Source organism: Nonomuraea sp. NPDC048881 (assembly GCF_040649795.1).
Classification (GTDB): Bacteria; Actinomycetota; Actinomycetes; order Streptosporangiales; family Streptosporangiaceae; genus Nonomuraea.
In genome coordinates this window covers 452981-465471 of the sequence record NZ_JBEZGC010000006.1, presented here as the reverse complement: position 1 = coordinate 465471, position 12491 = coordinate 452981, and the positions used below count along the sequence as shown (strand labels likewise).

General features: G+C 70.5%; 12 protein-coding genes. 7 read left to right on the top strand and 5 right to left on the bottom strand.

The window, feature by feature from the left end; translation table 11 throughout:
• The first annotated feature begins 113 nt into the window (after positions 1-113).
• The 5 genes from AB0C33_RS24265 (at position 114) to disA (ending at position 4119) form a co-directional block, all read left to right on the top strand.
• Positions 114-812 (top strand): class I SAM-dependent methyltransferase, encoded by a 699-nt coding sequence (locus AB0C33_RS24265; protein ID WP_358291606.1) that lies wholly within the window; start codon positions 114-116, stop codon positions 810-812.
• Between the two features lie 66 nt (positions 813-878).
• A complete protein-coding gene (locus tag AB0C33_RS24260; protein WP_352358614.1) occupies positions 879-1253 on the top strand; it encodes a MerR family transcriptional regulator in 375 nt (124 codons plus the stop codon).
• Positions 1250-1558, top strand: coding sequence for a thioredoxin (trxA, locus tag AB0C33_RS24255; RefSeq protein ID WP_352325882.1), 309 nt, complete (start codon positions 1250-1252; stop codon positions 1556-1558). Before AB0C33_RS24260 ends, trxA begins: the two co-directional genes overlap by 4 nt.
• Positions 1559-1595: 37 nt before the next feature.
• Complete coding sequence (radA, locus tag AB0C33_RS24250; RefSeq protein WP_358291604.1) at positions 1596-3002, top strand: DNA repair protein RadA; 1407 nt, start codon at positions 1596-1598, stop codon at positions 3000-3002.
• Positions 3003-3042: 40 nt separating this feature from the next.
• Positions 3043-4119, top strand: a complete 1077-nt coding sequence (gene disA / locus AB0C33_RS24245; protein ID WP_352358608.1) for a DNA integrity scanning diadenylate cyclase DisA — start codon at positions 3043-3045, stop codon at positions 4117-4119.
• 10 nt (positions 4120-4129) lie between these two features.
• Here the strand turns inward: disA and AB0C33_RS24240 are convergent, their stop codons facing one another.
• Positions 4130-4801, bottom strand: a complete 672-nt coding sequence (locus AB0C33_RS24240; protein WP_358291601.1) for a hypothetical protein — start codon at positions 4799-4801, stop codon at positions 4130-4132.
• Between the two features lie 78 nt (positions 4802-4879).
• Between AB0C33_RS24240 and AB0C33_RS24235 the strand changes: the two genes are divergently transcribed.
• Positions 4880-5755 carry an A/G-specific adenine glycosylase gene (locus AB0C33_RS24235; RefSeq protein ID WP_352358604.1) on the top strand — a complete coding sequence of 292 codons (876 nt, stop codon included), beginning with the start codon at positions 4880-4882 and terminating at the stop codon, positions 5753-5755.
• Positions 5756-5762: 7 nt separating this feature from the next.
• Here AB0C33_RS24235 and AB0C33_RS24230 read toward each other — a convergent pair whose 3' ends face one another.
• Both AB0C33_RS24230 and AB0C33_RS24225 read right to left on the bottom strand, forming a co-directional pair.
• Positions 5763-6179 (bottom strand): cupin, encoded by a 417-nt coding sequence (locus tag AB0C33_RS24230; RefSeq protein WP_358291599.1) that lies wholly within the window; start codon positions 6177-6179, stop codon positions 5763-5765.
• 61 nt (positions 6180-6240) lie between these two features.
• On the bottom strand, positions 6241-6618 hold the full coding sequence (locus tag AB0C33_RS24225) for a cupin (RefSeq protein ID WP_358291597.1): 378 nt from the start codon (positions 6616-6618) through the stop codon (positions 6241-6243).
• A gap of 59 nt (positions 6619-6677) precedes the next feature.
• Here AB0C33_RS24225 and AB0C33_RS24220 point away from each other — a divergent pair, with 59 nt between their 5' ends.
• Complete coding sequence (locus AB0C33_RS24220) at positions 6678-7148, top strand: MarR family winged helix-turn-helix transcriptional regulator (protein WP_358291595.1); 471 nt, start codon at positions 6678-6680, stop codon at positions 7146-7148.
• 55 nt (positions 7149-7203) lie between these two features.
• Here AB0C33_RS24220 and AB0C33_RS24215 read toward each other — a convergent pair whose 3' ends face one another.
• Together AB0C33_RS24215 and AB0C33_RS24210 are read right to left on the bottom strand one after the other, a co-directional pair.
• The gene (locus tag AB0C33_RS24215) at positions 7204-8142 is read right to left on the bottom strand and encodes a TIM barrel protein (RefSeq protein ID WP_357702269.1); all 939 of its coding nucleotides are present in this window, start codon (positions 8140-8142) and stop codon (positions 7204-7206) included.
• Positions 8143-8908: 766 nt separating this feature from the next.
• Positions 8909-11410 (bottom strand): ATP-dependent Clp protease ATP-binding subunit, encoded by a 2502-nt coding sequence (locus tag AB0C33_RS24210; RefSeq protein ID WP_358291593.1) that lies wholly within the window; start codon positions 11408-11410, stop codon positions 8909-8911.
• Positions 11411-12491: the final 1081 nt, after the last annotated feature.

Here is a 12491-nt window from a genome sequence, read left to right as displayed (position 1 = left end):
TGCCAGCCTAAGCCGGAGAAGCGCCTCTGGCGCGTGAGCCCCACCAGATAGCCCTACCCAACCCCCCATCCCACCTCAAAGACACTCCCTCGAACCCCGCTACGGTTGGGCCCATGCCACGGATAGCCAGAGGCGCGATCCCCAGCCCGAACATCTGGAACGCTCCCCAGGTCTACGAGCTGGAGAACCGCGCCGTGGACCCCGAAGGCGCGGCCGACGCCGCGATGCGCGAGCTGCGCCCCTGGGCCGGCGCCACCGTGCTCGACATCGGCTGCGGCACCGGCTTCCACCTGCCCGTCCTGGCCGCCGACGCGGCCGCCGTGATCGGCGTCGAACCGCACGGCGACCTGGCCGGCCTGGCCCGCCGCCGCTGCGCGAACCTGCCCAACGTCTCGGTGCACGCCGCCGCCGCCCAGGACCTCCCGCTGCCCGACGCCAGCGTCGACGTGGCCATGGCCCGCTGGGCCTACTTCTTCGGCCCCGGCTGCGAGCCCGGCCTGCGCGAGCTGTCCCGCGTCGTACGCCGCGGCGGCGCCGCGTTCGTCATCGACCTCGACGCCACCCGCGGCTCGTTCGGCCGCTGGTTCTCCCGCACGGTGCCGACGTACTCGGCGCGCGAGGTGGAGGCGTTCTGGGTCCGTCAGGGCTGGCAGCGGCGGCCGCTCGACCTCACGATGACCTTCGAGCGCCGGGCCGACCTGGAGGCCGTGCTGCGCATCGAGTTCGCCCCCGAGGTGGCCGAGCAGGCCGTCGCGGAGACCCCCGGCCTGGAGATCTTCTACCCGAACGTGCTGCGCTGGCGCTACTTCTGAATTCATGGCCTCACCCCGCTCGGCGGGCTTGACATTGACGTCGGCGTCAACGTTTACCGTGGTGGCATGCGCATCGGGGAGCTGGCGGAACGCACCGGGGTGAGCACCCGTTCACTCCGCTACTACGAGCAGCACGGCCTGCTCTCGGCCAGACGCGGCCCCAACGGCTACCGCGAGTACGCCGAGGAGGACGTCAAGCTGGTGGCCGAGATCCGGTCGCTGCTCTCGGTCGGATTCACGCTGGAGGACACCCGTCCCTTCGTCGACTGCCTGCGCTCGGGCCACAGCTCGGGCGGTTCCTGCCGGGAGTCCGTCGAGGTCTACCAGCGCAAGATCATGCAGATCGACGAGGAGATCCGGGTGCTGCTCGCCCGCCGCGCCGAGGTCGCCGCCCAGCTCGCCCAGTCGTGTCCCGGCTGTTTCGTAAGGGGAGACAAATGATCACGTTGACCACCGACAACTTCGAGGAGCAGGTGCTCAAGAGCGACAAGCCGGTGCTGGTCGACTTCTGGGCCGAGTGGTGCCCGCCGTGCCGCATGGTGGCCCCCGTCCTGGACGAGATCGAGGCCGAGCACGGCCTGGCCATCGGCAAGCTCAACACCGACGAGAACCCCGAGATCATGTCCCGCTACGGCGTGATGGGCCTGCCCACGCTGCTGCTGTTCGAGAACGGTGAGCCCGTCAGGCAGATCGTCGGCGCCCGGCCCAAGCGCCTGCTGGTGCAGGAACTGGGCCTCACGCGGTAGTCGAGGATTGTCGGCACGGGCCGCTAGCCTGCTCGACATGGCCAAGACAGCGCAGAAGCCCGGTTACCGCTGTGCCGAGTGCGGCTGGCGCACCAGCAAGTGGGTCGGCAGGTGCGGCGAGTGCCAGGCGTGGGGCACTGTCGACGAGGAGGGCGCGCGCGCCGGGGTCAACGTCGTCCAGGGCGGCGCGACCACCGGGCCCGCGCTGCCCATCGGCCAGGTCAAGGCCGAGGTGGCCGCGGCCCGCACCACCGGGGTGAGCGAGCTCGACCGGGTGCTCGGCGGCGGCCTGGTGCCCGGCGCGGTGGTGCTGCTGGCCGGCGAGCCCGGCATCGGCAAGTCCACGCTGCTGCTGGAGGCCGCGGCCCGCATCGCCGAGCGCACCACCGTCCTCTACGTGACGGGCGAGGAGTCGGCGGCCCAGGTGCGCCTGCGGGCCGACCGCATCGGCGCCATCCAGGACAACCTCTACCTCGCCGCCGAGACCGAGCTGTCGGCGCTGATCACCCACGTCGACAAGGTCGAGCCCAGCCTGCTGGTGGTCGACTCGGTCCAGACGGTCGGCTCGGCCCAGACCACCGGCGTGCCGGGCGGCGTGACCCAGGTGCGCGAGGTGGCCGCCAACCTGGTGCGCATGGCCAAGGAGCGCAACCTCGCCACGGTCCTCGTGGGCCACGTCACCAAAGAGGGCTCGATCGCCGGCCCCCGCACCCTCGAACACCTGGTCGACGTCGTGCTCAACTTCGAGGGCGACCGCCACTCCAGGCTGCGCATGGTCCGCGCCATCAAGAACAGGTTCGGCCCCACCGACGAGGTCGGCTGCTTCGACCTGCACGAGCGCGGCATCGAGGGCATCACCGACCCGAGCGGGCTGTTCGTCTCGCGGCGCAGCGAGCCGGTCGCCGGCACCTGCGTCACCGTCACCGTCGAGGGCACCCGCCCGCTGCCCGCCGAGGTGCAGGCGCTCGTGGCCCGCACCGAGGCCCAGCAGCCGCGGCGCACGTCCTCGGGGCTCGACACCTACCGCGTCCAGATGATCCTCGCCGTGCTGGAGCGCCGGCTCAACGCCCGGCTCGGCGGCTGCGACGTGTTCACCGCCACCGTGGGCGGCATCAAGCTGGCCGATCCGGCCGTCGACCTGGCGGTCATGCTCGCCGTCGCGAGCGCCGCGGGCGACAAGCCGCTGCCGCCCGGTCTGGTGGCGCTCGGCGAGGTGGGCCTGGCGGGCGAGTTGCGCCCGGTCAAAGACGTGCGCAGGCGGCTGACGGAGGCGTCCAGGCTGGGGTTCAAGAGGGCGCTCGTGCCCGCCGGATCCCTGGAGACGGGCGCCGGGAAGCGCAACGGGCAGCGGGCTCTGGTGCCCGTCGGGCCCGTGGCGTTCGCCCCCGGGTTCGAGGTCGTCCAGGCCGAGAACGTCTGGGACGCACTCACGCACGTCACATAGCACGGCTAAGCTGGGCGTGACCAATCGACACGGGGGTCAGGTGGACAGGAGTCTTGACGACCGCCGTCGCGACGCTTTGGCCGCCGTGGCGCCGGGCACTCCGCTGCGCGACGGCCTGGAGCGCATCCTGCGCGGGCAGACCGGCGGCCTGATCGTGCTCGGCCACAACAGGACCGTCGAAGAGGTCTGCAGCGGCGGCTTCGAGCTCGACGTCGAGTTCTCGGCCACCCGCCTACGCGAGCTGGCCAAGATGGACGGCGCGATCGTGGTGAGCAACGACCAGAAGATCGTGCGGGCGGCCGTGCACCTCGTCCCCGATCCCGCGATCCCCACCGACGAGTCGGGCACCCGCCACCGCACCGCCCAGCGCGTGGCCAGGCAGACGGGCCTGCCCATCATCGCGATCAGCAAGTCCATGCGGATCATCGCCCTCTACCTCGACGGCATCCGCTACGTGCTGGAGGAGTCCGCGGCCATCCTGTCCAAGGCCAACCAGGCCCTGGCCACCCTTGAGCGCTACAAGCACCGGCTCGACGAGGTCTCCGGCACCCTGTCGGCGCTGGAGATCGAAGACCTCGTCACCGTGCGCGACGTGTCGGCGGTGGCCCAGCGCCTGGAGATGGTCCGGCGCATCTCCGACGAGATCAAGGGCTACGTGGTCGAGCTGGGCACCGACGGCCGGCTGCTGTCGCTGCAGCTCGACGAGCTGGTGGCGGGCGTCGACTCCGAGCGCGAGCTGGTCGTGCGCGACTACCTGCCGGCCCCCGCGAGCCGCCGCCAGAAGCGCCTGGTCGAGGCCCTGCACGACCTCGACCACCTGTCGGGCGCCGAGCTGCTCGACCTGTCGGCCGTGGCGCACGTGCTGGGCCACGGCGGCGCCGAGCGGCTCGACAGCCCGGTGAGCCCGCGCGGCTTCCGGCTGCTGGCCAAGGTGCCCCGGCTGCCCGCCACGGTGGTCGACCGGCTGGTCAACCACTTCGGCGGCCTGCAGAAGCTGCTGGCCGCCAGCATCGACGACCTGCAGGAGGTGGGCGGCGTCGGGGAGTCGCGCGCCCGCAGCGTCCGCGAGGGCCTGTCCCGCCTGGCGGAGTCGTCGATCCTCGAACGTTACGTCTGAGGCCGGCCGCTCACCGCAGGTGGAAGACGCCCTTGCCGCTGCGGAGCGCCCCCATGCGGGCGGTGGCCACGTACGTGCCGGGCAGGGCGGAGGCCGGGGACGAGCGGCAGTCGGTGCTCGACCGGCGCCGGTCCCACTCCAGGGTGCGCACGTACGGGATCCCGCGCTGCAGCTCCCTGACCTCGGTGCCCACCCCGCTGACGCAGTCGGCGGTGGACCAGATGCGGTCGGCGCCCGAGGTGATGCGGATCTCCATGGCCCGCGGCCCGACGTCGGCCGTGCACATCACCGGCCCGGTGTTGACCAGCGTGACGATGAAGGTCGGACGCGCCGCGCCGGTGTAGATCGGCTCCTTGCCGCCCTGGAGGCTCAGCACCAGGCTGTCCTGCGGGCACGGCTCCCCCGGCCGCCTCGGCTTGGCGGCCGGGCTCTCCTTGGGCGCGGGGGTGGGCGACGGGCTGGCCGTCCCCATGGCGAGTGTGCGCAGGCCCGCGAGCAGCGGATCGGTGGCCGGCGTCGCGCTCGGTGAGCTCTGCGCGCTGGACGAGCGTTCCGGCCCGGAACCCCCGCTGGAGCACGCCCACGCCACCACGGCCACCACGACGAGCACGGCCACCAGCACGCTCATGCGACGCCGCCAGTAGACGTCACCGCCGTCGCCACCCATCGAATCCGGATCCATAGGCACAGCATGGTAATTGATCGGCTACCAACAGTGACGACACGCCGAACGAGCCCGTCTACGAATACGCTTGACCGCGTGGTTGAGCCGAACCTCCTGCACGCCCCCGTTCTGGAGTGGTACGAGGACAACGCCCGAGACCTCCCCTGGCGCGCCGACGACGCGACCCCGTGGGGAGTGCTGGTCAGCGAGATCATGCTGCAGCAGACCCCGGTCGTCCGCGTCCTGCCGGTGTGGCTGGAGTGGATGGCCCGCTGGCCCACGCCCAAGTCGCTGGCCGCCGAGCCGCCGGGCGAGGCCGTACGGCATTGGGGCCGGCTCGGATATCCGCGCCGGGCGCTGCGCCTGCACGCCTGCGCCCGCGCCATAGCCGACGAGCACGGCGGCGAGGTGCCCGCCGACCACGCGACGCTGCTGGCCCTGCCGGGCATCGGGGAGTACACCGCCGCCGCGGTCGCCAGCTTCGCGTACGGCGGCCGGCACGCCGTCCTGGACACCAACGTGCGGCGGGTGTTCGCGCGGGCCGTACGGGCCGAGGAGTACCCGCCCACGGCCACCTCGGCGGCCGAGCGGCGGCTGGCCGAGGCGCTGCTGCCGGAGCTGGGCGCGGCCCGCTGGGGCGTGGCCGTGATGGAGCTGGGCGCGCTGGTCTGCACGGCCCGCGCGCCGCGCTGCGCCGACTGCCCGATCGCCGACCTGTGCGCGTGGCGGCTGGCCGGCAAACCACCCCACACTGGTCCCGCCCGCAAGGGCCAGACGTACGCCGGCACCGACCGCCAGTGCCGCGGCCGCCTGCTCGCGGTGCTCCGCGCGGCCCACGGCCCGGTGCCGAAGGCGGCCCTCGACGTGGTGTGGGACGACGCGACCCAGCGCGAACGCGCCCTCGACGGCCTGGTCGCCGACGGCCTGGCCGAGGTGCTCGACGACGGCACGTACCGGCTGCCGCACTCCTGAGCGCCCGCTAGGCCATCCATGGGGGCACGGTGCGGTCCGTGCCCTTCGGGGCGAGGTCGCAGGCGTCGGGCGCGGACTCGCCGCCGGGGTTGTAGACCTCCACGCCCGGCGGCGCGACCACGATCGAGACGAACCCGTGCTCGGGATCGGCGAACATCTGCCGGCTCACGTCGGCCGGCAGGACCATGGTGTCGCCCGCCCCGACCTCGAACCGCTCGCCGCCCAGTTCGACGACCGCGCCGCCGGCCAGCCAGGTCCACACCAGCTCGCGGTCGGCGGCGTGCACCGGGCCCTCCATGCCGGGGTTGGCGTCCACCCGCCACATGACCTGCCCGGCCCCGCCCTGGGTGGGCGAGGCCAGCGTGGTCATCAAGGCGTTGGGCGTACGGACCGCACGTGCGTCGGCGGACATGACGACAGGCATCACACAAGCTCCTTCTTCTCGGCTGGGCACAGCCCCGCGCCGCGCCCGTTCCTGATGACGATCACGCGATCCACGGCGGCGTGCCGACGTCGGTGCCGTCGGGCATGAGGGCCCTGGCGCCGCCGGCGGCGGTGACGACGGCCGTGAAGCCGGCGTGCTCGTCGGCCACCACCCTGCGCAGGACATGAGCGGGCATGACGACGGTGTCACCCGCGCCCACCGCGAACCGTTCATCGCCCAGCTCGACGGTGGCACCGCCGGCGAGCCAGCTCCACACCTGCTCGGTGTCGATGTCGTGCTGGGGCCCCGCCACGCCCGGCTTCGCGTCGACCCGCCAGAGCGCGCACGAGGCACCGCCCTGCGTCGGCGAGGCGAAGGTGGTCATGACCCCGCTCGGCGTCTCGGAACGCCGGGAATCCGCGGCACGAATGACAGACACGCTCTGACCCCTTAAGATAGGCAACTACGTTGTCTATATAGTTAACCAGGTTGTCTATCTTGTCAAGCGACACCCCAGGCTTCGAACTGCCTCTACGACTTCTGCTGGCCTTCCGCACGCTCATCGACGAGCTGCACGCCGAGCTGGCCCGCCAGGGCCATCCGGAACTCCGTCCGAACCACGGGTTCGTCATGCAGGCGATCGGCACGCGCGGCACGACCGCCGTCGACCTGGGCCGTACCCTGGGCGTGTCGAAGCAGGCCGCGGGCAAGACGATCGAGACCCTCGAACGCGCCGGCTACGTCGAGCGCACCAGGGACGACTTCGACACCCGGCGCAAGATCGTGCGCCTCACGCCCCGCGGCGTCGACGCGCTCGACCGCTCGGCCCGCATCTTCGACGAGCTGCGCGCCCGATGGGCCACGGAGCTGGGCGAGGACCGCCTGCGGGCCCTGGAGTCGGACCTGCGCAGGATGACGCCGGCGAACATGTGGCGGCTGGACACGCCAGGCTGGTTCGCCGGCCTCTGAATGGATCAGCCGAGCCGGAACCGGTGCGCATGCTCCACCGGCCCCGGCCTCCTGATCAGGCGGCCAGTTGCAGGCCGAGGCTGGTCAGGTTCGTACGGGCCCAGGCCAGCTCCTCGGCCAGCAGCGACACCAGCGCGCCCGGCCCCTTCGCACGCCCCGGCACGAACAGGTTGTGCGTCTCGACCTCGATGTGCGCGCTCCCGCTGACCGCGCCGGACAACATCGCGGTCAGCGTGTCGTGCAGCACCGCGCCGGTGCTCGGCGTCTCGCCCGTGTGGTTGTGCACGTGCCCCAGCTTGACGACGGGCGCACCGGCCTCCGCCAGGCCCTTCAGCGCCGCGCCGGGCTCCTCGGCCCCGCAGGCGAGGTGACAGGCGTCCAGGCACACGCCCAGGTGCTCGGAGTCGATGCCGCCCACCCGCTCCAGCGCCTGCTCGGTCGTCTCCAGGACGCACCCCGGCCACGGCTCGAAGCCGACCCTGATGGTCTTCCCGGTCACGCTGTAGATGCCGCGCAGCTCGCGGGCCAGCCGCTCCAGGCGGCGCGTGGCGATGGCGTGCAGGTCGGCGGGCCAGTCGCGGCGCCAGCCGATCGGGATCGTCGAGATGCTGCCGAACCGTACGTCGTCGGGCAGCAGGAAGGCCAGGATCTTGGCCAGCGCCATGGTGTAGCGGTAGCGCTCGGGCTTGGCCCAGTCGGGGCCGGGGACCTCCTGGTTGCGTCCGCCGGTGCCGTTGAGGCTGACGACCTCCAGGCCGCGCTCCTCCAGGGAGCGGCGCAGCCGTACGAGCTCGATGCGGTCGGCCGTGAGGTGGTCGGCGACGCCGGGCGACAACCACAGCCCGATGCCCATCCGCTCCACACCCAGCCTCTTGCGCACCGGCACCGCGTAGCGGGTCAGGTGCGCGATCAGGTTCTCCAGGTCCTCGGCAGGGTGGATACCTGCGTTGTAGGCGAGGTGAACGAGCGTTCCGTCGTTGTGACGCAGGCGCATCGGTTCCTCCACGGCTTGCTTGAGTGTTCCCGTCGCCCGCCTCAGACGCGCGAACCCTGTGTGAGCATGCCTGCTTCCGGGTGGCGCACGCGTCCGCCCTGAGTTGATTCCTCACTACTCCCCAGGGAGCAGCTCCGACTCTAGGAACACGCTCTTGCGGATCACTTGGATGAGACTTGGCGATGCTCTACGCAGTGTAGTACTACTACCGGTGGCGGCGTACCCACCCATCCAACAATTAAGCAACAACCCACCCCACCCCCTCGAAGCCACCACAGAGACAGCTCGCCCTGAGAGCCAAACGAGAGGCCCAGCCCCCCTCATCGACGTCCAAACGTGCCCCGAACCAGGGACACGCGCCGCGCACCCGAACCACCCACGTACGGCCTCAGCTCCCGCCCCCTACAGGCCCTCAGCCACGTACGGCGCCAGGGCCCACCGAGCCCGCCGTAAACCGGAGCCAACACGGCGCCGCAGAGAACCAGCGCCCAGAGAAGGGCGCCGCAGAATGCCGGCACCCCGAAGACGTGCGGCGCTGCAACACCAGCGGCCCGATCGGCGACCGGGGCCGGGCGTCGGCGATCGGGGGCCGGGTGATCCGGGGCCGGGCGATCCGGGGCCGGGCGCCGGCGCCCGGGGGCCGGCGGTCAGCGGACGGCGGTCAGCGGACGACGATCGGGCGTCGGGCGTCGGGCGTCGGGCGTCGGGCGTCGGGGGATGAAATGCGAAAACCCCCGCCGGGGCGGGGGTTTTCGGTGGTGGTCGGTCAGTGCTGGATCGGTGCGGCGATCGCCGCCGCCGAGTCCGGGACCGTCGAGGCGGACTCGCCCTTGAAGACGAACGTGGCGTTGTCGCCTTCGCCCTCGATCGTCACCTTCACGACCTGCCCCGGACGGAGCTCGCCGTAGAGGATCTTCTCCGACAGGGAGTCCTCCAGCTCGCGCTGGATCGTACGGCGCAGCGGCCGGGCGCCCATGACCGGGTCGTAACCGCGGTCGGCGAGCAGCTGCTTGGCCTCCGGCGAGACCTCGAGACCCATGTCGCGGTCCTTCAGCCTGGCGTCGACCTGGGCGAGCATCAGATCGACGATCTTGATGATCTCGTTCGGCGTCAGCTGGTGGAAGACCACGATGTCGTCGACACGGTTGAGGAACTCGGGCCGGAAGTGCTGCTTGAGCTCCTCCTGGACCTTCGCCTTCATCCGCTCGTAGTTGGACTCGGTGTCGTTGGACTTCGCGAACCCGACCCCGATGCCCTTGGAGATGTCACGGGTGCCGAGGTTGGTGGTCATGATGATGACCGTGTTCTTGAAGTCGACCACGCGGCCCTGGGCGTCGGTCAGGCGACCGTCTTCCAGGATCTGCAGCAGCGAGTTGAAGATGTCGGGGTGGGCCTTCTCGATCTCGTCGAACAGGACCACGGAGAACGGCTTGCGCCGCACCTTCTCGGTGAGCTGACCGCCCTCCTCGTAGCCGACGTAGCCGGGAGGCGAGCCGAACAGCCTGGAGACGGTGTGCTTCTCCATGAACTCCGACATGTCCAGGCTGATCAGAGCGTCTTCGTCGCCGAAGAGGAACTCCGCCAGAGCCTTGGACAGCTCGGTCTTACCGACACCGGACGGGCCCGCGAAGATGAACGAACCACCGGGACGGCGCGGGTCCTTCAGACCGGCGCGGGTACGCCGGATGGACCGCGACAGACCCTTGATGGCGTCCTCCTGGCCGATGATCCGCTTGTGGAGCTCGTCCTCCATGCGGAGCAGGCGCTGGGACTCCTCCTCGGTCAGCTTGAAGACCGGGATGCCGGTGGCGGTCGCCAGGACCTCGGCGATGAGCTCCTGGGTGACCTCGGCCACGACGTCCATGTCGCCGGCCTTCCACTCCTTCTCCCGCCGCTCGCGCTTGAGCTGGAGCTGCTTCTCCTGGTCGCGGAGCGCAGCGGCCTTCTCGAAGTCCTGCGCGTCGATCGCGGACTCCTTGTCGCGGCGGACGTTGGCGATCTTCTCGTCGTACTCGCGCAGGTCCGGCGGAGCGGTCATCCGGCGGATGCGCATCCGGGAACCGGCCTCGTCGATGAGGTCGATCGCCTTGTCGGGCAGGTAGCGGTCGCTGATGTAGCGGTCGGCCAGCTGCGCGGCGGCCACCAGGGCGTCGTCGGTGATGGAGACGCGGTGGTGGGCCTCGTAGCGGTCGCGCAGACCCTTGAGGATCTCGATCGTGTGGCTGAGAGAGGGCTCGGCCACCTGGATCGGCTGGAAGCGGCGCTCCAGCGCGGCGTCCTTCTCGAGGTACTTGCGGTACTCGTCGAGGGTGGTGGCGCCGATCGTCTGCAGCTCGCCACGGGCCAGCATCGGCTTGAGGATGCTGGCGGCGTCGATCGCGCCCTCGGCGGCGCCCGCGCCGACGAGCGTGTGCAGCTCGTCGATGAACAGGATGATGTCGCCGCGCGTGCGGATCTCCTTGAGCACCTTCTTCAGGCGCTCTTCGAAGTCACCGCGGTAGCGGGAGCCGGCGACCAGGGCACCGAGGTCAAGCGTGTAGAGCTGCTTGTCCTTCAGCGTCTCGGGCACCTCGCCCCTGACGATCTTCTGCGACAGGCCCTCGACGACGGCGGTCTTGCCGACGCCGGGCTCGCCGATCAGCACCGGGTTGTTCTTGGTCCTCCGGGAGAGGACCTGCATGACCCGCTCGATCTCCTTCTCACGGCCGATGACCGGGTCGAGCTTGCCCTCACGGGCCGCCTGGGTCAGGTTGCGGCCGAACTGGTCGAGCACCAGGGACGTGGACGGCGCCGACTCCTGGGGACCGCCCGCGGCGGCCGGCTCCTTGCCCTGGTAACCGTGGAGCAACTGGATGACCTGCTGCCGGACACGGTTGAGATCAGCTCCAAGCTTGACCAGCACCTGGGCGGCCACACCCTCACCCTCGCGGATGAGCCCGAGCAGGATGTGCTCGGTGCCGATGTAGTTGTGACCCAGCTGCAAAGCCTCACGGAGCGACAGCTCGAGGACCTTCTTGGCCCGCGGGGTGAACGGAATGTGCCCCGACGGAGCCGACTGGCCCTGGCCGATGATCTCCTCGACCTGCTGGCGCACACCCTCAAGGCTGATGCCGAGGCTCTCCAGAGCCTTGGCGGCTACGCCCTCACCTTCATGGATCAAACCAAGAAGAATGTGCTCAGTGCCGATGTAGTTGTGGTTGAGCATCCTGGCCTCTTCTTGGGCCAAGACGACAACACGCCTCGCTCGGTCGGTGAACCTCTCGAACATCTCGTCGCTCCTCACAGAGCGGTCAGTCAGGCCGGTAAATCCGGTCCCGTCATCCCGCATGCTAGCCCTGGCTCGGCGAACCGTGCCCACTGCCGCTGACACGCTCTATAGCAGAGACGTTCCCCGAGAGCAGGGCGTTCACCCTCTATCCAACTACTGTTCGGGGGTGACGTGTTCCCGATACGCCGCAAGCGAACGATGTTTAGGCGCTTCCCGGAAGCGCCTGGAATTCGACGCCCGCGGCCCAGGGCGGACCAACACGGATCGGCCGTCGGACGCCGGGGCGAAGCCGGCCTTGGGGTGCCCGCCGGCCACGCATCTCCGATGCCCGCGCCCGTATCTGTTACGTAATCATCGTATGTGCTGCTCCAAACCGCGTCCAAGCGCGGGCGCTACGCCCTGAGCACAACTCGGCACGCAACGCACGTCACACGTATTCCCCATCGGGTCAGCCGGGTTACCGATCGCCGGTGCGCACGAGGGTCCCGCGACGGGACAATGCGCGGCACACGGGAGAGGCCACCGGTTTTCCATCGCGCCCCACCAGCCGCAGGCCGGCGTTTTGCCGGTCATCCACGGCCCGCCCCACCGAGAAGCCTGAAGAGAGGCCCGAAGAGAGGCCCGAACAAGCGCCGACAAGCCCTGAGAACCCCGCACAAGGCCGTAAGAAGACGGAAGTACCCGGTACCGGAACAGGGCTCGCGACGGCGCTTCGGGAAGCACCGGCTGCCCGATTGTGCGGCGGAGCGTCACCGCTTTGCGCGTACGCCGCGGGAGCCGGGAAGGGGAACATTGCGGCGGGTGACGGCATTGGCCCGTTCCGGCCGCGGGTGACGAACACGGCGGCGAACACGGCGGCGAACATGGCGGCGAACATGGCGGCCAACACGCGGCGAGCCCGGCGGCGCCCGGGAATTGACACGGACGCCGGCCGCAAAGCCCGGCACGTTCCACTCCCGCGCGGCGCCTTGTCCGGCGACACGAGCGAGCAATACGCCCACATTTGGGCGAATTAGAAGATCAACAAGTGGTCCGGGGATTCACGAACTCCCCGCAAAAACGATCATGCGCTTATGGCGCT